Annotated in this window: 20 protein-coding genes; 5 read left to right on the top strand and 15 right to left on the bottom strand. The window is 69.0% G+C overall.

Annotated features, from left to right (window positions below; all coding sequences use genetic code 11):
- Positions 1 to 27: 27 nt before the first annotated feature.
- From OID54_RS29070 to OID54_RS29105, 8 genes are all read right to left on the bottom strand, one after another.
- Positions 28 to 765: a DUF3159 domain-containing protein gene (locus OID54_RS29070; RefSeq protein WP_329024266.1), complete on the bottom strand. Its 738-nt coding sequence runs from the start codon at positions 763 to 765 to the stop codon at positions 28 to 30.
- Between the two features lie 3 nt (positions 766 to 768).
- Positions 769 to 1,197: an OB-fold nucleic acid binding domain-containing protein gene (locus OID54_RS29075; protein WP_443055689.1), complete on the bottom strand. Its 429-nt coding sequence runs from the start codon at positions 1,195 to 1,197 to the stop codon at positions 769 to 771.
- Between the two features lie 194 nt (positions 1,198 to 1,391).
- A complete protein-coding gene (locus tag OID54_RS29080) occupies positions 1,392 to 2,081 on the bottom strand; it encodes a response regulator (RefSeq protein ID WP_329024270.1) in 690 nt (229 codons plus the stop codon).
- A 113-nt stretch (positions 2,082 to 2,194) separates the two neighbouring features.
- On the bottom strand, positions 2,195 to 4,738 hold the full coding sequence (locus OID54_RS29085; RefSeq protein ID WP_329024273.1) for a sensor histidine kinase: 2,544 nt from the start codon (positions 4,736 to 4,738) through the stop codon (positions 2,195 to 2,197).
- A gap of 187 nt (positions 4,739 to 4,925) precedes the next feature.
- A complete protein-coding gene (locus OID54_RS29090) occupies positions 4,926 to 5,657 on the bottom strand; it encodes an ABC transporter ATP-binding protein (protein WP_329024275.1) in 732 nt (243 codons plus the stop codon).
- Positions 5,658 to 5,774: 117 nt separating this feature from the next.
- The gene (locus tag OID54_RS29095; protein ID WP_329024277.1) at positions 5,775 to 6,566 is read right to left on the bottom strand and encodes a DUF3710 domain-containing protein; all 792 of its coding nucleotides are present in this window, start codon (positions 6,564 to 6,566) and stop codon (positions 5,775 to 5,777) included.
- A gap of 1 nt (position 6,567) precedes the next feature.
- Positions 6,568 to 7,098: a dUTP diphosphatase gene (gene dut / locus OID54_RS29100; protein WP_329024278.1), complete on the bottom strand. Its 531-nt coding sequence runs from the start codon at positions 7,096 to 7,098 to the stop codon at positions 6,568 to 6,570.
- On the bottom strand, positions 7,098 to 7,661 hold the full coding sequence (locus OID54_RS29105; protein WP_329027853.1) for a PaaI family thioesterase: 564 nt from the start codon (positions 7,659 to 7,661) through the stop codon (positions 7,098 to 7,100). The genes dut and OID54_RS29105 overlap by 1 nt, the downstream gene beginning before the upstream one ends.
- Before the next feature lie 103 nt (positions 7,662 to 7,764).
- Here OID54_RS29105 and OID54_RS29110 point away from each other — a divergent pair, with 103 nt between their 5' ends.
- Positions 7,765 to 8,229 (top strand): DUF3093 domain-containing protein, encoded by a 465-nt coding sequence (locus tag OID54_RS29110; RefSeq protein ID WP_329024280.1) that lies wholly within the window; start codon positions 7,765 to 7,767, stop codon positions 8,227 to 8,229.
- 100 nt (positions 8,230 to 8,329) lie between these two features.
- Here the strand turns inward: OID54_RS29110 and OID54_RS29115 are convergent, their stop codons facing one another.
- The 4 genes from OID54_RS29115 to OID54_RS29130 all read right to left on the bottom strand — a co-directional run bounded on the left by OID54_RS29115 (position 8,330) and on the right by OID54_RS29130 (position 11,877).
- On the bottom strand, positions 8,330 to 9,274 hold the full coding sequence (locus OID54_RS29115; protein WP_329024282.1) for a hypothetical protein: 945 nt from the start codon (positions 9,272 to 9,274) through the stop codon (positions 8,330 to 8,332).
- A 13-nt stretch (positions 9,275 to 9,287) separates the two neighbouring features.
- A complete protein-coding gene (locus tag OID54_RS29120; RefSeq protein WP_005310959.1) occupies positions 9,288 to 9,584 on the bottom strand; it encodes a DUF4193 domain-containing protein in 297 nt (98 codons plus the stop codon).
- A gap of 394 nt (positions 9,585 to 9,978) precedes the next feature.
- Complete coding sequence (locus OID54_RS29125; protein WP_329024284.1) at positions 9,979 to 11,217, bottom strand: sensor histidine kinase; 1,239 nt, start codon at positions 11,215 to 11,217, stop codon at positions 9,979 to 9,981.
- Positions 11,218 to 11,223: 6 nt separating this feature from the next.
- A complete protein-coding gene (locus OID54_RS29130) occupies positions 11,224 to 11,877 on the bottom strand; it encodes a response regulator transcription factor (protein WP_329024286.1) in 654 nt (217 codons plus the stop codon).
- 365 nt (positions 11,878 to 12,242) lie between these two features.
- On the opposite strand from OID54_RS29130, the gene OID54_RS29135 reads away from it, so the two are divergent.
- Positions 12,243 to 12,410, top strand: a complete 168-nt coding sequence (locus tag OID54_RS29135) for a hypothetical protein (protein ID WP_329024288.1) — start codon at positions 12,243 to 12,245, stop codon at positions 12,408 to 12,410.
- A 247-nt stretch (positions 12,411 to 12,657) separates the two neighbouring features.
- Here the strand turns inward: OID54_RS29135 and OID54_RS29140 are convergent, their stop codons facing one another.
- Positions 12,658 to 13,467 carry an inositol monophosphatase family protein gene (locus OID54_RS29140; protein WP_329024290.1) on the bottom strand — a complete coding sequence of 270 codons (810 nt, stop codon included), beginning with the start codon at positions 13,465 to 13,467 and terminating at the stop codon, positions 12,658 to 12,660.
- A 202-nt stretch (positions 13,468 to 13,669) separates the two neighbouring features.
- Complete coding sequence (locus OID54_RS29145) at positions 13,670 to 14,800, bottom strand: ferrochelatase (RefSeq protein ID WP_329024292.1); 1,131 nt, start codon at positions 14,798 to 14,800, stop codon at positions 13,670 to 13,672.
- Between the two features lie 310 nt (positions 14,801 to 15,110).
- On the opposite strand from OID54_RS29145, the gene OID54_RS29150 reads away from it, so the two are divergent.
- Both OID54_RS29150 and OID54_RS29155 read left to right on the top strand, forming a co-directional pair.
- On the top strand, positions 15,111 to 16,361 hold the full coding sequence (locus OID54_RS29150) for an MFS transporter (RefSeq protein ID WP_329024294.1): 1,251 nt from the start codon (positions 15,111 to 15,113) through the stop codon (positions 16,359 to 16,361).
- Entirely contained in the window at positions 16,318 to 17,640 is a 1,323-nt protein-coding gene (locus OID54_RS29155; protein WP_329024296.1) for a D-arabinono-1,4-lactone oxidase, read from the top strand. Before OID54_RS29150 ends, OID54_RS29155 begins: the two co-directional genes overlap by 44 nt.
- 47 nt (positions 17,641 to 17,687) lie before the next feature.
- Here the strand turns inward: OID54_RS29155 and OID54_RS29160 are convergent, their stop codons facing one another.
- On the bottom strand, positions 17,688 to 18,536 hold the full coding sequence (locus tag OID54_RS29160; protein ID WP_329024297.1) for a hypothetical protein: 849 nt from the start codon (positions 18,534 to 18,536) through the stop codon (positions 17,688 to 17,690).
- 450 nt (positions 18,537 to 18,986) lie between these two features.
- Here OID54_RS29160 and sepH point away from each other — a divergent pair, with 450 nt between their 5' ends.
- Positions 18,987 to 20,066 carry a septation protein SepH gene (gene sepH, locus OID54_RS29165; protein WP_329024299.1) on the top strand — a complete coding sequence of 360 codons (1,080 nt, stop codon included), beginning with the start codon at positions 18,987 to 18,989 and terminating at the stop codon, positions 20,064 to 20,066.
- Positions 20,067 to 20,199: the final 133 nt, after the last annotated feature.

A 20,199-nucleotide genomic window follows, 5' to 3' on the forward strand; every position in this document is an offset into this window, starting at 1 on the left:
TCAGGGACCGGGCACCTGATGTGCGTCCTACAGTTCGGGCCGCTGAGCAGCCGCCGCCTTGCGCTCCTTCTCGGCGCGCTCCTGCTCCTCCATCTCGGCGAAGACATCGATCGGCGGGGGAGCCTTCGCCAGGAACAGCCAGGTCAGATAGACGGCCAGCAGCAGTGGCGGGATCTTCAGCGCCACCAGGACCCAGCCCAGTTGGGTGGTGTCCGCCCACCAGTAGAGCGGGAAGAGGATCGCGCACTTGGCGAGGAAGATCAGACCCCAGGCCCAACTGGCCTTGGCATAAGCCTTCTTGCGACCGGGGTTGCGAGTCCGCCAGGAGAGGTTCTCCTTGAAGATGGGCCCCAGGATCAATCCCACCAGCGGCACACCGCACAAGGTGGTGATGATGTAGGCGAGCGCGGTGCCCAGCGTGTACAGCATTCCGGGCAGATAGAAGTCCTTGGCATTGCCCGTCATCATGGCGAAGACGACGCCGAAGGCCACCCCGAAGACACCGCTGAACGCGTGCTTCACGGTGTCCTTGCGCACCAGGCGGACCCCCACCAACAACAGGGAGACCGTCAGCGCCGCGATGGCGGAGACATGAAGATCTCTGTTGATCGTGTAGATCGTGACGAACAACAGTCCGGGCAGAACGGTCTCCACCATGCCCCGAACGCCACCGAACGCCTCGGAGAGCGCCGCCTCCGTGACTGCTTTGGAGTCGTCGTCCTGCTGCGGGTCGTTCGTGGTGGTCGGCTTGTCGAGAGACGTCACCGGCTACTCCTGTCCGAGTGGTCGGAGTTCGTATTTGGGATTGAACAGCACACGGCGGCCGTGGCTCATCGAGATCCTGCCGGACGCTATGAGCCTGCGGCCGGGCTCGATGCCGACGATCGCGCGGCGACCGAGCCAGACGACGTCCAGAGGAGCGCTGCCGTCGAAGAGCTCCGCCTCCAGGGCGGGCACCCCCGCACGTGGCCTGAAGGTGACCGTGCGCAACGTACCAGTGACCCTGACGATCTGCCGGTCACCGCACTCGGCTATGCGAACGCACCCCGACGCCTGGGCATCCTCCCGCAGCTCCTCGGACTCCAGGTCCTGCTGTGAGCTGGAAAGTCGGTCGAGCATGCGGCGAAAGCGACCTGTCGGCCTTGCGGCTCTGTCGTCCTTCGCTGAACCACTCTCCGAGCGGGGTGTTGCACTCATGGAGCAAGCGTACCGGCCACTGCCGACACCTTCCCGGGACCCCGACCGGACGGTATGGACGGTACGGACCCGTTCCCTGCGGAAGAAGGGCGCCAAGGACGCCACCCACGGCTGTACGGCTGTGCCCGGCCGCCCCGGTGACGCCCCCGGGCCCACCCGAAAGCCCGACGTGGCCCCGAGCGCACGCGACCCGCTCAGAATCGCTCGAACCGGTATCCCATGCCCGGCTCGGTGACGAAGTGGCGCGGATGCGAGGGGTCGGCCTCCAGCTTGCGCCGCAGCTGCGCCATGTAGACGCGCAGGTAGTTGGTCTCGGTCCCGTACGAAGGCCCCCACACCTCCTGCAACAGCTGCTTCTGGCTGACCAGCCGGCCGGTGTTGCGCACCAGGACCTCCAGCAGATGCCACTCGGTCGGGGTCAGTCGGACATCGCGTCCGTCCCGGTGGACCTTCTTGGCCGCCAGGTCGACCGTGAACCCCTCGGTCTCCACGACCACCACGTCATCGTCCCCACCGCCGACCGGCTCCGCCCGCCGCACCGCCGCCCGCAGCCGTGCCAGTAGCTCGTCCATGCCGAAGGGCTTGGTCACATAGTCGTCGGCGCCCGCGTCGAGCGCCTCGACCTTCTCGTCCGAGGTCTGCCGGGCGGAGAGCACCAGGATCGGTACGCGCGTCCACCCCCGCAGGCCGCGGATCACCTCGACACCGTCCATGTCGGGCAGGCCCAGGTCGAGCACGACCACGTCCGGGTGGCGCGCGGCGGCCAGCTCCAGGGCGGTGGCACCGTCCGGTGCGGCATCCACCTCGTACTTGCGGGCCTTGAGGTTGATCACGAGCGCTCGAACGATCTGCGGCTCGTCGTCGACTACCAGCACCCTGGTCATGGCGGGCCTGCCTTTCTGCATCGTCGACTGAGCGACTGTCGTCCCGTCGGGGGCCGGGTGTCGTGCAGGCACGGCCCCGGCCGTTGCTTCCACCGTGCGTCCGCTCGGAGCGGTCATGAGGTGACCTGGGCGGGCAGGTCGCCGCTCACCGGTTCCAGCCCGGGTGCGGCCTTCACTGTGAGGACCATGGTCATGCCACCGCCGGGTGTGTCCTCCGCGGTCAGGGTGCCGCCCATCGCCTCGGTGAACCCCCGGGCGACGGCGAGGCCGAGACCCACCCCGGCGCCGCGCGGAGCGTCCCCGTACCGCTGGAACGGTTCGAAGATCCGCTCCTTCTCCTCGTCCGGAACCCCCGGGCCACGATCGGCCACCCGTACCTCCACCCTGTCGCCCAGTGCGCTCGCGGCCACCGTGACGGCCGTGTCGAGGGGGCTGTACTTGACCGCGTTCTCCACGATGTTGGCGACGGCACGCTCCAGGAGCCCCCGGTCGACGGCCACCATCGGCAGCGACTCCGGAATGTCCAGCTCTACGCTCTCCACCGGCACCGACACCAAAGCCATCGGCACCACCTCGTCCAGATCGGTCACCCGGATCAGCGGGGTCACCGTGCCGGTCTGGAGCCGGGACATGTCCAGCAGATTGCCGACGAGGTGGTCCAACCGGTCGGCGCCGTCCTCGATACCGGCCAACAACTCCGCCTCGTCGTCGTCGGACCAGGCCACGTCGTCCGACCGCAGCGAGGTCACGGCCGCCTTGATGGCTGCCAGGGGGGTGCGCAGATCATGGCTGACCGCGGCGAGCAGCGCCGTGCGGATGCGGTTGCCCTCCGCGAGCGCCCGCGCCTCCTCCGCCTCGTCGACCAGCCGCTCCCGGTCGAGGACGACCGCGGCCTGGGCGGCGAAGGCGGCCAGGACCCGACGGTCCTCGGCGGGCAGCACCCGGCCCGAGAGCGCGAGTGCCATGTGGTCGCCCACCGGCATGTCCACATCGGCGTCCTCCGGGCGCACGACACAGCGGGGCCCCACACTGCCGGCGATCGTCCATGGATCGATGTCCCCTGCACGCTCCAGCAGCGCGACCGACTCCATGCCGAACGTCTCCCTGACCCGTTGGAGCAGGGCGTCCAAGGTGGTCTCGCCGCGCAGCACGCTGCCGGCGAGGAAGGAGAGGATCTCCGATTCGGCGCGCAGCCTGGCCGCCTGATGGGTGCGGCGGGCCGCCAGATCGACCACCGAAGCCACCGCGACCGCCACCGCGAAGAAGATCACGATGGCCACGATGTTCTTGGGGTCGTAGACGGTCAGGGTGCGCACCGGGGGAGTGAAGTAAAAGTTCAGCAACAGGGAACCCACCGCAGCGGAGGCGAGGGCGGGCAACAGACCGCCGAGAAGCGCCGAGAGCACGGTCAGGAAAAGGAAGAGCAGCACGTCGTTGGCGAGCCCCAGCGAGTCGCCCAGGGCCGTGAGCAGCAGTGACAACAGGATCGGGGCGACCACTCCCACCAGCCAGCCCGCGATGATTCTGGTACGGCCCAGCCGTGCCCCACGGGCCACCGGCAATCCGCGCCCCTTGCCCGCCTCGTCATGGGTGACGATGTGGACGTCGAGGTCGGGCCCCGAGTCGCGGGCGACGGTGGCGCCGACGCCCGGGCCGAAGATGTACTGCCATGCCTTGCGGCGGCTGGACCCGAGGACGATCTGGGTGCCGTTGACGCCCCGGGCGAACTCCAGCAGGGAGACCGGAATGTCGTCGCCTATGACGTGGTGGAACGTTCCGCCGAGGTCTTCGACCAGGGTCCGCTGCACCGCCAGTTCCTTGGGCGATGCCGAGGTCAGACCGTCACTGCGGGCGATGTAGACCGCCAGGATCTCGCTGCCCGAGCCCTTGGCCGCCATCCGGGCCGCCCGACGGATCAGGGTGCGACCCTCCGGCCCGCCGGTGAGCCCCACCACGATGCGCTCCCGGGCCTGCCAGGTGGAGCGGATGTTGTGTTCGCCGCGGTACTGCTGGAGGTACTCGTCGACCCGGTCCGCCACCCAGAGGAGGGCCAGCTCCCGCAGGGCCGTCAGATTGCCGGGGCGGAAGTAGTTGGACAGGGCCGCATCGACCTTGTCCGAGGTGTAGATGTTGCCGTGCGCCATCCGCCGCCTGAGCGCCTGGGGCGTCATGTCCACCAGCTCGATCTGCTCCGCCCGGCGCACCACCTCGTCGGGCACGGTCTCCCGCTGGCGCACCCCGGTTATCGACTCGACGACATCGCCGAGCGACTCGAAGTGCTGGATGTTCACCGTCGTGATGACATCGATGCCCGCGACCAGCAGCTCCTGGACGTCCTGCCAGCGCTTGGCGTGACGGGATCCGGGCACATTGGTGTGCGCCAACTCGTCCACCAGGGCCACCGCCGGCGACCGCTCCAGTACGGCGTCGACGTCCATCTCGGTGAAGACGGATCCCCGGTACTCGATCTGCCGGCGCTGGACCTGCTCCAGCCCGTGCAGCATGACCTCGGTACGGGGGCGGTCGTGGTGCTCCACGAAGGCCACCACGCAGTCCGTGCCGCGCTCGACCCGGCGATGGGCCTCGGACAGCATGGCGTAGGTCTTGCCGACGCCGGGTGCCGCGCCGAGATAGATCCTGAGCTTGCCGCGTGCCATGGCCTCATTGTCTTTCAGAAACAGCTGGGTGCGCTGTCATGACCATACGGCGGTGGAATCGGGCATTTCGGGCCAGGGGGGTGCCTGAGCGGCGGATTTGACGTGATTCTGATGCGGTGGGGACGCTTCGCCGCATCCGGTGGTCGACGGTTCGTGCGAATCCCATGCGTGCCCCCGTCACACCAGGTCAGCCCTCGGTGATCTCGCCGTCACTGAGTTCGATCACTCGGTCCGCCAACCCCAACAACTGCGCGTCATGGGTGGCCACCAGGGCGGTCAAACCCTCGCCCCGCACCACCGCCCGCAGCAGTTCCATCACGGCGAGCCCCGTGTCCGCGTCCAACTGGCCGGTCGGCTCGTCGGCGATCAGCAGGGCGGGCCGATTGGCCAGCGCGCGGGCGATGGCCACGCGCTGCTGCTGCCCGCCGGAGAGTTCCCCGGGGCGTTGGGCGGCGTGGTCCGCGAGGCCCACCAGCGAGAGCAACAGCTGAACCCGGTCCTCCCGCTCGCGCTGGCGCGTCTTGCGCATCCGCATCGGCACGCCCACGTTCTCGGCGGCCGACAGGATCGGGATCAGTCCGAACGCCTGGAACACGAACCCGATGCGATCACGACGCAGCTCCAGAAGCTGCTTCTCGCCCAGTCCCGCCAGTTCGATCCCGTCAACGACGATGCGTCCCTCGTCGGGGGAGTCGAGGCCGCCGACCAGATTGAGCAGGGTCGTCTTGCCCGAACCCGATCTGCCCTTGAGCGCCACCAACTCCCCTCGACCTATCTCGAAGGAGACACCCCGCAGCGCGTGGACGGCCGCGGCGCCGGATCCGTACGAACGGTGCAGGCCCTCCACCCGCACCATCGGACCCTGTGCCGATTCGTCGGCCAGTGCCGTGCTGCCGCGGGCTCCTGTGCTCTCGGTCATGAAGCGCGCCCTTCGTACGGGAGTTCCGGTTCGATCTCGGAACAGTACGAGAAAATGCCGGTGGGTCGCACTCCCCAGGGAAGTGCGACCCACCGGTCCGAGCTGTTCAGGAGCGCGTCAGCGCACCTCGGTGATCTCCGGGCCGCGCTGGAGCTGCCCCATGCCACCGGAGAAGCGCGAGCCCTCCTGCTCCTCCTGCTGGACACCCTCGGGCACCATCTGTGCGTCGTCGGGCAGCTTCAAGACGATCGGGTCGCGCGGCGCCATGGGACCTTCGCCGCGGACGACGACCGTGTCCTTGAAGATCTGCTCCAGCAGACCGGCCGCCTCCGGCTGTACGGCGCCCTGGCCGGAGATCACACCCCGCAGGAACCACCGCGGACCGTCGACCCCGATGAAGCGCACCAACTGCACCCCACCGGTGCCGTCGGGCAGCTGCACGGGCACCTGGGCCCGCAGCTCCCAGCCCAGCGGACCTTCGACCTCGTCGATGATGCCGCCCTGCTGGGTGATGCCGGAGGCGATCTCCTCGCGGACCTCGCCCCAGATGCCTTCCTTCTTCGGCGCTGCGAACGCCTGGAGCTGTACGGCGCTGTCGCGCAGCACGACCGTCGCTGCGACGATCGCATCGCCGGCGACCTCGACCCGCAGTTCCATGCCCTCGACCCCGGGCACGAACAGCCCACCGAGATCGACACGGCCCTCATCGGCCTTGGAGACCTCGGAGAGGTCCCAGGGGCCGTCCGGCCGTGGCGCGGGCGGCAGGTTCACCCGGCGGCCCTTGCCCGGGGCGTCCTCAGTGCCATCAGCATCGTCAGCGTTCTCCGAGTCGAGCTCGGCGACCTGCTCGGCCTCGGCCGCTGCGTCCGCGTCCCCCGCGGAACCACTCTTCTTGCGACGTCCGAACACGTCACTGTCCTTCCCGGTCGGATACGACGGAAGCGTATCGATTCCCACCCGTTGAGCCGTCCACAGCGGCATGACCGCCGGTGGACCCGAAGCCCCCCTCGGCCCGTGCCGAGCCGGGAAGCTCCGCCACCTCGTGGAAGCGCACCTTCTCGACCTGCTGGACAACCAGTTGGGCAATCCGGTCAAATCGCTCGAACCGCACCGTCTCGTGCGGGTCGAGATTGACCACGATCACCTTGATCTCCCCACGGTACCCGGCATCAATCGTCCCCGGGGCATTCACGAGTGCTACGCCGCAGCGGGCCGCCAGTCCGGAGCGCGGATGGACGAAGGCGGCGTACCCGTCGGGAAGCGCGATGGCGACCCCGGTCGGCAGCACAACGCGCTCACCGGGAGCGAGCTCGGCGCTCTCACAGGTGACGAGATCCGCACCCGCGTCCCCGGGGTGCGCGTACGAGGGCAGCGGCACCTCCGGGTCCACTCGACGGATCAGCAGGTCCACGGGGCTGTTGTGGTCGGACGTGCGGGACATCAGGGATTCACCTCGAAAGCGCGTACGCGTCGGATCTGGTCGGGGTCGGACATGGCGGCCTGGATCTCCGCCGACCGGCCGTTGTCGATGAAGTGGTCGACCTTGACCTCGATGAAGAGGGCCTTGGCGCGTACGGCGACGGGTCCGTCCGGGCCGCCGATACGGCCCACGGCACTGGAGTAGATCTTCCGACCGGCGACCGCTGTGACCTCCGCCTGGAGGAAGAGTTGGGTGTCCACCGGCACGGGCCGCACAAAGTCCGTCTCCAGCCGACCGGTGACGGCGATCGTCCGCAACAGCCAGTTCAGCGACCCGAGCGTCTCGTCCAGTGCGGATGTCAGGACCCCGCCGTGTGCCAGTCCCGGTGCCCCTTGGTGCGCCGGCCGTACGGTGAACTCGGCGGTGATGCTCACACCGTCACCCGCCCGCGCTTGCAGATGCAGACCGTGCGGCTGGGCCTCTCCACAACCGAAGCAGTGGTCGTAGTGCGAGCCGAGCAGCTCACCGGGGGCGGGGGCGTCGGGGTGCCGCACCGGAGGTATGGCGTCGGCCGGGGGGACCATGGCCGGATGGCTGGGACTCGACCCCCGGGAATTCTCAGTGCTCACAGGCGCAGACCTTACCCGCGTGGCCGGCCCGCAGCCGCACCGTGCCAAGCTAGTCGGCATGCAGCCCTCCGCCCCTGGCGCCACGGCCGTGCGCTACGAAGAACGTCTGACCGCTCCGCCCACCTGGTGGGCCCTGACCCTGCTGGCCGGCATCTCGGGCGGTCTGGTCACACTCCCCCTCGGTGTCCTTCCCATGCTCGGCGGTCTGGCCGGCGGTGCACTGCTGACCGCGGTCCTGGTGAGCTCCTACGGATCCGCTCGGATCCGGGTGGTCACCGGGTCGCTGATCGTGGGGGACGCCCGCATTCCGCTGAGTGCGCTGGGGGAGCCGGAAGTCCTGGACGCCCAGGAAGCGGTCGCCTGGCGCTCCTACAAGGCGGATCCGCGGGCCTTCATGCTGCTGCGCAGCTACATCCCCACGGCCCTGCGGATCGAGATCACCGATCCGGCCGACCCGACGCCGTACGTCTATCTCTCGACCCGTGATCCACAGGGGCTGGCCGACGCCCTTCGCGGCGCCTGACCGAACCGGTCCGGGCCGCTCTCGGGGCCGCGGACCGCCCGGTCGTGCCGGGCGTCGATCTCGATGCCGGCTCCTTGCCCTCGCCGTCCGGCGGAGTGGCTCAGCCCTCCAACTCGTAGGGCTTCTTCAGGTGTTCCAGGGGCTGCGCGGGCTGCTCCAGCGGCGGTAGCGACGGCAGTGCGTCCCACGGGACCTGCCGCGTACGGAGATCCTTGCGGATCCGGTCCGCGAGGTGCCGGGTGTCCCGGCGGTTCATCACGGCACCGACCGCCGCGCCCACCATGAACGGAATCAGGTTGGGGAGGTTGCGGATCATCCGCTTCATGATCTGTTGGCGCAGCTCGCGTTTGAGCCCGCCGCTCATGGCGGCGTTCTTGTACGTCGACGGTTTGGTCACGTCGACGCCGCGCTCGTCCGACCAGGCGGCCAGATAGGCGCTGCTGCGTTCTTTGAGATTGCCCGGGGGCCTCAGGCCATAGACCTCGTGTAGTTCGGCGATCAGCTTGAGCTCGATCGCGGCAACGCCGGTGATCTCTGCCGCCAGCTCAGCGGGCATTGCGGGCGGTACGGGCAGCATCGCGGCAGCGCCCACACCCGCGCCCACCGTCGCCGTGGCGTTGGACGCGCCCGCGACCAGCTTGTCAGCAAGCTGTTCGGGACCCAGTCCGGGGAATTGCCCTCGCAGGGTCGCGAGGTCACGCACCGGCACGCGCGGTGCGTTCTCGATGATCCGGTCGGCGATGTAGCCCACGGCCGCCTTGGCGCCCTCGCTGCTTCTCCGCACGCCGTTGCGCACGGAGGCCAGCCGCCCCGGCCGACTCGACCCGTGGGGCCGGTCAGCCGTGTCGCGCGGGAGTGCTTCGAGCGAGGCTGAAGTGTCTCGCCCGCCTTCTCCCGCACCGTAGGGCAGGAGGGCGGACGAGTCCGTGTCGGAGGGCGTACTGCCCTCGTCCGGTCCCGTACCGCCCGGGTACGCCTCTGCGGGCGCCTCCGACGGCTTCTGACGTCGGAAGCGTCGCTTCCTGGACGGTGTCTCGCCTGCCACAGCCGACCGGACCTCAGTCGCAGTCGCGGCAGATCGGCTGGCCGTTCTTCTCACGGGCCAGCTGACTGCGGTGGTGTACGAGGAAGCAGCTCATGCAGGTGAACTCATCGGCCTGCTTGGGCAGCACCCGGACGGCCAGTTCCTCATTGGAAAGGTCCGCGCCGGGCAGCTCCATGCCCTCTGCTGCTTCGAACTCGTCGACGTCGACCGTAGATGTCGACTTGTCGTTCCGTCGTGCCTTCAGCTCTTCAAGGCTGTCGGAATCGACGTCGTCATCGGTCTTACGTGGGGTGTCGTAATCCGTTGCCATGTCGCTCTCCCCCTCTGGGTGATTTCGGTGTCTCCAGCGCACGTAACGCGTGAGAGGCCGGACTTGTGCCCGACCTGAGGCGGAGATTTTGCCTCACATCAAGGTCTGTTACTCAATCGACACCCAACCGGATTCCCCGATGGTGATCAGGTTGGATGGCGAAGGGGACCGTACACGATCCAAATGTCGCAGCTCACGGGCGCCACCCCGTGTACTTCCCGTGATCTCGACCCCGGGAAACCCGGACTTTTCCCGGCTTTCTGGAGGGTCCCTTGATCACGGAGAGTAGATGGCCGGAAAGCCATCTCTGTGATCGATCCCACATGTGCAAGCCGGGAACGGGTCCTGAAAATTCCGCGTAAAGCGAACGAAGTCGTGCGACGCGAAACACGGTCTAGATAGGAAGTGTGACGCGCATCACGAGCCCTCCGCCCTCGCGAGGCTCCGCGATGATACGTCCCCCGTGGGCCCTGGCCACCGATCGGGCGATCGACAACCCCAGTCCCACCCCCTTGTCACTCCCCGTGCGCTCCTGTCGGAGCCGGCGGAATGGCTCCCACAGGTTGTCGATCTCGTATGCGGGGACCACGGGGCCCGTGTTCGACACGACGAGGATCGCCTGCCCCGCCGCGGTCTCGGTGGTCACCTCGACCCAACCGTCCTCCGGGATGTTGTACCGCACGGCGTTCTGCACCAGATTCAGTGCGATCCGCTCCAGCAGCACTCCATTGCCCTGGACCACGGCCTCGGCGTACTCGCCGCGGATCTCCACACCCTTGCTGTCGGCCTCCGACCGGGTCTGGTCGATCGCACGGGTGGCCACCTCGGCCAGGTCCACCGGCTTGCGTTCGAAGGTCTGGTTGTCACTGCGGGCGAGCAGCAGGAGTCCTTCCACCAGCTGTTCGCTGCGCTCGTTGGTGGCCAGCAGCGTCTTGCCGAGCTGCTGGAGCTCCATGGGTGCACCGGGGTCCGAGAGGTGGACCTCCAGCAGGGTGCGGTTGATCGCGAGCGGCGTACGCAGCTCGTGGGACGCGTTCGCGACGAACCGCTGCTGGGCGGTGAAGGCCCGCTGCAACCGGTCCAGCATCTCGTCGAAGGTGTCCGACAGCTCTTTGAGCTCGTCGTCCGGGCCGTCCAGCTCGATCCGGCGCGTCAGGTCCGATCCGGCGACCTGTCGGGCGGTACGGGTGATGCGCCCGAGCGGCGACAGCACCCGGCCCGCCATCGCGTAACCGAAGGCGAAGGCGATGATGCTCAGGCCCAACAGGGCGAAGAGCGAACGGCGCAGCAGATCGTCCAGCGCCACCTCGCGTTGCCGGGCGAAGCACTCCTTGAGGACCGCGTTGGCCTGATCGGCCGAGAGGTCGTGCCGCAGTGCCGGGCAGGAGTTGGCGGTGAGCTCGATCGTGCTCTCGGGGAGCAGCTTGAACGGCAGCGCGTTCCCCGAGTGCAGTGCCTGGGCCGCCAGTAGATAGATGATCGACAGCAACAGCACGCCCGCGATCAGGAACATCCCGCCGTACAGCAGGGTCAGCCGTATCCGGATCGTCGGACGCAGCAACGGGCGGACCGGGTCACGAGGGTCCCAGGTCGGTTTCGGGGGCGCCGACGGATGCGGCGGGGTTGCGGCCACCGCAGCTCAGATCCGGTATCCCGAGCCGGGAACGGTGACGATCACCGGCGGCTCCCCGAGCTTGCGGCGCAACGTCATCACGGTCACCCGGACCACGTTCGTGAAGGGGTCGGTGTTCTCGTCCCACGCCTTCTCCAGCAGCTGCTCGGCCGAGACCACCGCACCCTCGCTGCGCATCAGGACCTCCAGGACGGCGAACTCCTTGGGTGCGAGTTGGATCTCGCGGCCGTCGCGGAAGATCTCGCGTCGGTTGGGGTCGAGCTTGATGCCCGCCCGCTCCAGCACGGGGGGCAGGGGCACCGTGGTGCGCCGGCCCAGCGCGCGCACCCGGGCGATCAGCTCGGTGAAGGCGAAGGGCTTGGGCAGGTAGTCGTCCGCGCCCAGCTCCAGCCCCTCCACCCGGTCGCTGACATCGCCTGAGGCCGTCAGCATCAGGACCCGGGTCGGCATGCCGAGCTCGACGATCTTGCGGCAGACGTCATCACCGTGGACCAGGGGGAGGTCGCGATCGAGGACGACCACGTCGTAGTCGTTCACCTCGATGCGCTCCAGTGCCGCCGCACCGTCGTACACGACGTCCACGGCCATCGCCTCCCGGCGCAGTCCGGTGGCCACCGCATCGGCGAGCAGCTGCTCGTCCTCGACGACGAGTACGCGCACGTCTCGTTTCCTTCCTCCGGGCCCGTCAGCCATGATCAGGGCAGCGTTTTGCACGTGCTGTGCGCCTCCATCCTGCCCGTTACGCGCGTAAACCGGCGGTAAGGCGAGAGCGCCCCCGTGCAGCCGGAGCGGGGCCCGGGGAATTGACCCGTTTCTCGGGCCAGTTGAGGTTTCCCCCGTGAGCGCTTGGGGGAGGACGCTTAGACATCCCGAGATCACGCCCTGCCAGTGGCGGCGACGTTGGACGTGGCAACGCCACAAACCCGGCCCTTCGGCCAAAGGTGATCAATCACCCCGCTCCCTGCTGCGGCAGGGGGACCCCGAGGCACACCCCCGTGCCACCGACCCACGACGAGGGGGCGCACATGGACGCATTTACCGCAGGACTGCTACAGCGCATCAAGGCCGCGGAGACGGACCTCACATTGGCCCGGGAGACGGGTGACGAGTTCCTGGCCGAGGTCGAGCAGGAGGAGCTGGAAGACCTCCACCGGTTGGCTGCCGAACACGGTGTGGAGGTACGTGCGGCCTAGTAGGCCGCACCCTGGCACGCCAGGGACCCCCGTCTCGATTCGACGGGGGTCCCTGGCGTTCTGGCCGCCTCCTGGCCACAGGGCCGCGCCCGGGTACCCCCCGGGGGCCTGCGTGGCTCCTGGGGCCCGTGGTGGGCCCTGTGGGGCTGGCTGGGCCCGGCCGCTGCCGTCTGTGTCAGGTCCGTGCCAGGTTGGCGCCATGCCCGTGCCAGGCCGGTGTGAGGCTCGTGTCAGAAGAGCGCCGACCTCAGTCGTGCCAGGCGCCGAACTCCTCCAGCAGGCCCTGGAGCGGTTCGAAGACACCCGGGCTCGCCGCGACGGTGAGGTCGTACGACGGTCGCTGACCGGGTCGGCCGCCCGTGTGCGCCCCGGCTTCACGTGCGATGAGATCGCCCGCGGCGAGGTCCCACGGATGCAGTCCGCGCTCGTAGTAGCCGTCCAGCCGGCCGGCTGCGACATCGCAGAGATCCACCGCCGCCGAGCCGCTGCGTCGGATGTCCCTGAGCCGGGGCACTAGCTGGTGGGCGACGGCGGCTTGGTGGGTGCGGACGGACTCGACGTAGTTGAACCCGGTGGCCACCAGTGACTGTTCGAGCGGGGCCGCGGGGCGGCACCGCACCGCCTTGTCATTGATGTAGGCGCCCCCACCGAGCACCGCCCGGCAGGTCTCCCCGCGCATCGGCACCTCGACCACTCCGACGAGCGTCGCCCCATCCCGCTCGGCGGCGATGGAGACCGCCCAGGTCGGCAGCCCGTACAGATAGTTCACCGTGCCGTCGAGCGGGTCGATGACCCAGCGGACACCACTGGTGCCGGTGGTGGACGCGCCTTCCTCGCCGAGGAAACCGTCATCGGGCCGGCGTTCCGACAGGAAGCCGGTGATGAGCTTCTCGGCGGCGATGTCCATCTCGGTCACCACATCGATGGGGCTCGATTTGGTCGCGGCCACCCCCAGATCGGCGGGGCGGCCGTCGCGCAGGAGTTCGCCCGCCCGTCCGGCGGCCTCCAGGGCGAGATCCAACAGTTCGGACAGGAGGGGGTCGCTGGCGTCGGTCACGGCGATTCCTTTACCCGGTGGGATGATCCTTCTAATCCTTGCGCGGTCCGATCGGACCCGGTCAGGCCGTCATTCGCGCTGAGGCACCGAGCGGTGAATCCCTTCGGCGGGGCGAGGAACGACCAGAGTCGATCGCTCCACAGCCGTGGCGCCGACGGGTGTCGGAGGGGCCTCGATCCGTCCGAAGAACCCCGTTCCGAGATCAGCCCGTGCGCTCCTCCGCGCCCGCAGCCGCCGGCTTGGGGGCTCGCCCAGGGCAACAGCCGAGCGGGCACAGATCGTGCGACGGCCCCAGCGAGCCCAGTGCACAGGGCCGCACGTCCGCCGTACCCCGCTCACTGGCGGCCCGTTCCACGACCAACTCGCGCAGCGCCGCCGCGAAGCGGGGGTCCGCCCCGACCGTCGCCGACCGCCGGGCCGGGAGCCCCAACTCCGCCGCCTTGGCCATCGCCTCCGTGTCGAGGTCGTAGAGGACCTCCATGTGGTCGGAGACGAACCCGATGGGAACCATCACCACCGCGGGTGCCCCCGAACCGTGGAGTTCCTCCAGGTGATCGCAGATGTCCGGCTCCAGCCACGGAATGTGCGGTGGGCCGCTCCGCGACTGGAACACCAGCTGCCAGGGGTACTCGACGCCCGTCTCCTGATGTACGGCATCGGCGATCAGCCCGGCCACCTCCCGGTGCTGACGCAGATAGGCCCCACCGTCACCGTGCCCCTCCACGGGACCTGAGGTGTCGGCCGCCGTGACCGGGATCGAGTGGGTGGTGAAGGCGAGATGGGCTCCGGTGCGCACGTCCTCGGGGAGGTCGGCGAGCGACCTCAGCACCCCCTCGACCAGCGGGCGTACAAAGCCAGGGTGGTTGAAGTAGTGCCGAAGCTTGTCGACGCGTACCCCTGTCAACCCTTCCGCTTCCAGACTGGCCAGTGCCCCGGCAAGATCCTCTCGATACTGCCGGCACCCCGAGTACGAGGCATAGGCGCTGGTCACCACGACGGCGATACGGCGGTGACCCTCCTGGACCATTTCCCTCAGGGTGTCGGTCACATAGGGCGCCCAGTTCCGGTTTCCCCAGAAGACCGGCAGGTTCAGACCGTGGTCGACGAAGTCCTTGCGCAGGGCGTCCAGGAGGACGCGGTTCTGCTCATTGATCGGCGAGATGCCGCCGAACAGAAAGTAGTGCTCGCCCACCTCCTTGAGCCGCTCCTTGGGGATGCCCCGGCCGCGCGTCACGTTCTCCAGGAACGGGACGACGTCGTCCGGGCCCTCTGGTCCGCCGAAGGAGAGCAGCAGCAGGGCGTCGTAGGGGGAGGGGTCAAGCGCATCGGACATGACTCCGATCCTGCCACCCTTCCGCGCGCGAGAAAGACGTACCCCGCCGTACCCGGCCACTGCCGCCGATCACGTGCGGCTCTCGCCCAGCCGGCCCCGACGGCGAGGGAGGCATCGGCGTACGTCACACTCCCGGAGTGCACCGGCCGGGCTCATCGCCGGCAAGGAATCAAAGGATTTCAGGGGGCAAAAGCATCACCAAGTGACGAGTCGCCTGGATCGGATGAGATGTGCGCAGAATACGGATGTACGGGCCACATATCCGGGCGTAACCTGTCAGCGCCATCCTTACGCTTGACCGGAGCCTCACTTGCCCAGTCCCTACCGCGCCATCTTCGCCGCCCCTGGCAGCAAGTGGTTCTCCGCCGCCGGCTTCTTCGGCCGCATGCCCCTGTCCATGATGGGCATCGGCGTCGTCACCATGGTTTCCCAGCTCACCGGCCGCTACGGGCTGGCGGGGGCGCTCGCGGCCACCCTGGCGATGTCCGCCGCCGTCATCGGACCGCAGATCTCCCGCCTCGTCGACCGCCACGGCCAGGCCCGGGTGCTGCGTCCGGCGACCCTGGTGGCGGTCGCGGCGGTCTCCGGGCTGCTGCTCTGCGCCCAGAACGGCGCCCCGGACTGGACCCTCTTCGTCTTCTCGGCGGGCGCAGGCTGTGTGCCGAGCGTCGGATCGATGATCCGGGCGCGCTGGGCGACCATCTACCGGCACTCCCCGCGCGAACTGCACACCGCGTACACGTGGGAGTCGATCGTCGACGAACTGTGCTTCATCTTCGGTCCGATCGTCTCCATCGGACTGTCCACGGCATGGTTCCCGGCCGCGGGTCCGCTGTTGGCGACCGTCTTCCTCGTGGTCGGCGTCTTCTGGCTGACCGCCCAGCGGGCCACCGAGCCGGTGCCGCACCCCCGCGAAGAGCACACCAAGGCGTCCGCACTCCGCTCGCCCGGACTCCAGGTCCTCGTACTGGCCTTCGTGGCGACCGGAGCGATCTTCGGAGCGGTCGACGTGGTCACGGTCGCGTTCGCCGACGAGGAGGGCCGCAAGTCGGCGGCGAGCCTGGTCCTCGCCGTCTACGCGCTCGGCTCCTGCCTCGCCGGGCTCGTCTTCGGGCTGCTCCACCTCAAGGGGTCGCCCGAACGTCGGTGGCTGGTGGGGGTCTGCGGCATGGCCGTGAGTATGATCCCCCTCCAAATGGTCGGGAACCTCACATCCCTGGCCGTTGCGCTCTTCATCGCAGGTCTGGCCGTCGCTCCGACCATGGTCACCACCATGGCCCTCGTCGAGGCGCACGTACCGCGCAGCAAGCTCACCGAGGGCATGACCTGGGTGAGCACCGGTCTCGCGGTCGGGATCGCCCTCGGCTCGTCGGGTGCGGGCTTGGCGGTGGACGCAGCGGGCGCGGAGGCGGCGTACGGGGTCGCGGGGGTCGCGGGGGCGGTCGGGATCGCCGTGGCGTTGCTGGGGTACCGCCGGCTGAAGAGGCCGGTCCCGACAGGGGAGGAGCAGCAAGACGATGAGCACGGCCAGCCGGAGAAGTGCGATACGACCACGGCGTAACTGGGCGGGCACCGTGACGGTGCGTCCGACGCGCGAGGTGACCCCGGCATCGGCCGACGAAGTGGTCGACGCGGTGCGCCGGGCCGCCTCGGACGGTCTGCGGGTGAAGACCGCCGGTACGGGGCACTCCTTCACCGCCATCGCGGACACCGACGGGCTGCTGATCCGCCCCGACCTCCTCACCGGCATCCGGCACATCGACCGCGCCGCGATGACCGTCACGGTCGCCTCCGGTACGCCGCTGAAACGGCTGAACGTGGCCCTGGCCCGGGAGGGACTCTCCCTCGCCAACATGGGCGACATCATGGAGCAGACGATCGCCGGTGCCACCAGCACGGGCACCCACGGCACCGGCCGTGACTCCGCTTCGATAGCCGCTCTGATCACGGCACTCGAACTGGTCACGGCGGACGGCACGGTGCTCCACTGCTCAGCGACCGAGCACCCCGAGGTCTTCGCGGTCGCCCGAGTCGGACTGGGGGCGCTCGGCGTCGTCACCGCCATCACCCTGGCCGTGGAACCCGTCTTCGTGCTGCGGGCGCGGGAGGAACCCATGTCCTTCGACCGGGTCACCGCCGAATTCGACGCCCTCCACACCGAGAACGAACACTTCGAGTTCTACTGGTTCCCCCACACCGACAACTGCATCACCAAGCGCAACAACCGCAGCGCGGGCCCACCTGCTCCTCCCAGCGCCGTCAGCGGGTGGATCGACGACGAGTTGCTGTCGAACGGTCTGTTCCAGGTGGCCAACTCGATCGGCCGGACGGTGCCGGCGGTCATCCCGGCCCTCGCCAAACTCTCCAGCCGCGCCCTGTCCGCCCGCACCTATGCGGACATCCCCTACAAGGTCTTCACCTCGCCCCGTAGGGTCCGTTTTGTGGAGATGGAGTACGCGTTGCCGCGCGAGGCCGCCGTGGACGCGCTGCGCGAAGTCAGAGCGATGATCGAACGCTCACCTTTGAAGATCAGCTTTCCCGTCGAGGTCCGGACGGCTCCGGGCGACGACATCGCCCTCTCCACCGCGTCGGGCCGGGAGAGCGCCTACCTCGCGGTCCACCTGTACCGCGGCACGCCCCACCGGTCCTACTTCACCGCCGTGGAGCGGATCATGACCGCCCACGGCGGTCGGCCCCACTGGGGCAAGATCCACACGCGCGATGCGGAGTACCTCGCCGGGGTCTACCCGCGGTTCGCCGAGTTCACCGCCGTACGCGACCGGCTCGACCCCGAGCGGATGTTCGGCAACGACCATCTGCGACGGGTGCTCGGACCCTGAGCGGAGGCGACGGCTCCCCGGTTCATCGACCGCGGCCCGGCCCGGGTTCATCGACCGGTGTCGGTACCGGCGGCGGGAGCGGAGGGCCCGGGTGCGGGCACCCTGCCTTCTGACGGGGGCGTGGGCGCCGGAGCCGGGCCGGAGGGCGGCGGCGATCCGTCGGGCACGTCGGTGCCGGGTGCGCCGTCGGGTGAGCCTTCCTCCTCGGTGCTCTCGTTCGGCTCCCCTTCGGGACGCTCCGGAGCCTTCGTCTCGTCGTCGTCCGGGCCGGGCGATGCGCCGCCCCCCGGCGCAGGGCTCTGCCGGGGCTCGTGCGGCTGGTCGTCGCGGGAGTCATCAGGCGTGGGCGACGGGAAGTCCGCCGGGCCGCGCCGCTCGGTGCTCCCGCCGACCACCGAGCCGACGGTGGTGCCCTTACCGCCGCTGAGTTCGGAGCCTGAGGCCACCTCGTACGCGGTCACCCCGCCCATCGCCACCCCAAAGACGACGGCCGCGGCGATCAGGGGCCGCTTCCATCCCCGGACCCGGGATCCATGGGTGGTCGCGCTCGTGAACTCACCCGGCCGAGCGGACGTCCACCCCGTCCGGTCCGGTACGGGCTCCGAAGTCGCGGTGCGCCCGGGCGCCTTCCGGCTCATCGGGCGGGCTTGGACCGTCACTTCGCGCAACTGCTCGCCAGTACGGCTGAAGAAGTGCTGGAGGACCGAGCCGCCACAAGTGGCGACCACGCTCACCACCCCGGCGCCGATGATGGTGCCGTACACCCCGAGCCTGGAGGCGAGCACCGCCGCGGTGACCGCGGCGAGGGCGCTCCCCGCGACCTGGGGGACGCTCAGGTCCAGCCTCCGTTCGCGCCCTTGGGTTCGGCCTTCTTCGGTGTCCGGCTTCTGATGCATCCTCAGCCCCTGCTTTCCCTTCTGTCGTTCTGCGTACCTCTGAGTGACAAATGGGAGGTGCGAATAGTTCCCTTTGGGAAGATTCTGTGAATCAAGACACCTGTTGCCCGTGTACCGCCGGTGAGGTGGCGAACGCGCCGCGAAGTTAGCGGCGCGGCAGACCACTCGGATGGCCCGAATGGAGTACTGTGGCGAACCTTGGGCAGGGTCTCCCTTGCGGAGTCCTGATCTCAAGAAGGGGGCCGAAAGTGGCGCTCGATCCGGCGACGCCGCGATATCGCGTGGAAGTCTGCACGCAGCGTGACGAAGTGTGACGCTGAGTGGTTAACAGGTAACCGTGCCATAACGGCGATCCAGGGCCTGTGCCCGACACGCCGGGCAACTCGGCAAGGTTGTGGCAGGCTGCACCCGGGCAGGCCACACTCGACTAGCGGAAGCAGCGACGCACAGGTGACGTCGGCAGGCACCACCCGGGAGGTCCCCATGCCCGAACTGCGTGTCGTGGCCGTCTCCAACGACGGCACACGACTGGTGCTCAAAGCTGCGGATAGCACGGAATACACGCTTCCGATCGATGAGCGGCTGCGCGCTGCGGTGCGCAACGATCGTGCCCGGCTGGGGCAGATCGAGATCGAGGTCGAGAGCCACCTGCGACCCCGAGACATTCAGGCGCGGATACGTGCAGGAGCCTCGGCCGAAGAGGTCGCCCAACTCGCCGGCATTCCGGTGGAGCGGGTGCGCCGCTTCGAGGGCCCCGTGCTCGCTGAGCGTGCGTTCATGGCCGAGCGCGCCCGAAAGACCGCCGTACGTCGTCCCGGTGAGAACTCAGGACCCCCGCTCGGCGAGGCGGTCCAGGAGCGACTCACCCTGCGCGGCGCGGAGAAGGACACCACCCTCTGGGACTCCTGGCGTCGTGATGACGGCACCTGGGAGGTGCTGCTCATCTATCGCGTGGCCGGTGAACCGCACTCGGCGAGTTGGACCTACGACCCGCCCAGGCGGTTGGTGCAGGCCGTCGACGACGAGGCACGGGCGTTGATCGGCGAGACCGACGACACCATCACCAGTACGCAGGAACCGAGTTTCCCCTTCGTTCCCCGGATCGCCCGACTGCCTCGCGACCGGCCGTTGGATCGCACCCTCGACCGCCCCGGCGGTCCTGGCGGCCCCGCGGTCGGGGCGGAAGAGGCCGGCAGCAGTGAGCGGGACTCGCTCACCAGCCTGCTGGAAGCGGTGCCCAGCTTCCGCGGCGACATGGTCGTACCCGAGCGTGTGGTGCAGTCGGAGACCGTTGAAGAGGTGGAGCAGGAGCCCGAAGCGGAGGAGCCCGTGGCGCCCGCTGCCTCGGCCGGCGCTGGCTCGGCCTATGCGGATGTGCTGATGCCGCGGTCGGTTGCCGGACATCGGGATCGACTGACGGGTACGACGGATCGTCAAGCGGAAGCGGACGGTGTGCGTCCAGGTCGACGTGCGGCGGTCCCCAGTTGGGACGAGATCGTCTTCGGTACCCGTCGGAAGAAGCAGGACTAGCGCCGGACCCCCCTTTCCCGGGGGTGCATGAGCGATCGGTGAAAGACGACACGTCGCCCGGCGTCGTGGGCCCAGCGCCCATCGGCGCCGGGCTCACCCTCGTGGCGACGCCCCGCCCATCCAACGGCATTCG

The organism is Streptomyces sp. NBC_00690, from assembly GCF_036226685.1.
In the GTDB taxonomy this organism is placed as follows: domain Bacteria; phylum Actinomycetota; class Actinomycetes; order Streptomycetales; family Streptomycetaceae; genus Streptomyces.

Bases quoted from the DNA above. Each gene is read 5' to 3' on its own strand.
- OID54_RS29075 (WP_443055689.1), bottom strand. From the start codon at position 1,197: ATGAGTGCAACACCCCGCTCGGAGAGTGGTTCAGCGAAGGACGACAGA.
- OID54_RS29080 (WP_329024270.1), bottom strand. From the start codon at position 2,081: ATGACCAGGGTGCTGGTAGTCGACGACGAGCCGCAGATCGTTCGAGCG.
- OID54_RS29085 (WP_329024273.1), bottom strand. From the start codon at position 4,738: ATGGCACGCGGCAAGCTCAGGATCTATCTCGGCGCGGCACCCGGCGTC.
- OID54_RS29090 (WP_329024275.1), bottom strand. From the start codon at position 5,657: ATGACCGAGAGCACAGGAGCCCGCGGCAGCACGGCACTGGCCGACGAA.
- dut (WP_329024278.1), bottom strand. From the start codon at position 7,098: ATGTCCCGCACGTCCGACCACAACAGCCCCGTGGACCTGCTGATCCGT.
- OID54_RS29105 (WP_329027853.1), bottom strand. From the start codon at position 7,661: ATGGTCCCCCCGGCCGACGCCATACCTCCGGTGCGGCACCCCGACGCC.
- OID54_RS29110 (WP_329024280.1), top strand. From the start codon at position 7,765: ATGCAGCCCTCCGCCCCTGGCGCCACGGCCGTGCGCTACGAAGAACGT.
- OID54_RS29120 (WP_005310959.1), bottom strand. From the start codon at position 9,584: ATGGCAACGGATTACGACACCCCACGTAAGACCGATGACGACGTCGAT.
- OID54_RS29135 (WP_329024288.1), top strand. From the start codon at position 12,243: ATGGACGCATTTACCGCAGGACTGCTACAGCGCATCAAGGCCGCGGAG.
- OID54_RS29145 (WP_329024292.1), bottom strand. From the start codon at position 14,800: ATGTCCGATGCGCTTGACCCCTCCCCCTACGACGCCCTGCTGCTGCTC.
- OID54_RS29155 (WP_329024296.1), top strand. From the start codon at position 16,318: ATGAGCACGGCCAGCCGGAGAAGTGCGATACGACCACGGCGTAACTGG.
- OID54_RS29160 (WP_329024297.1), bottom strand. From the start codon at position 18,536: ATGCATCAGAAGCCGGACACCGAAGAAGGCCGAACCCAAGGGCGCGAA.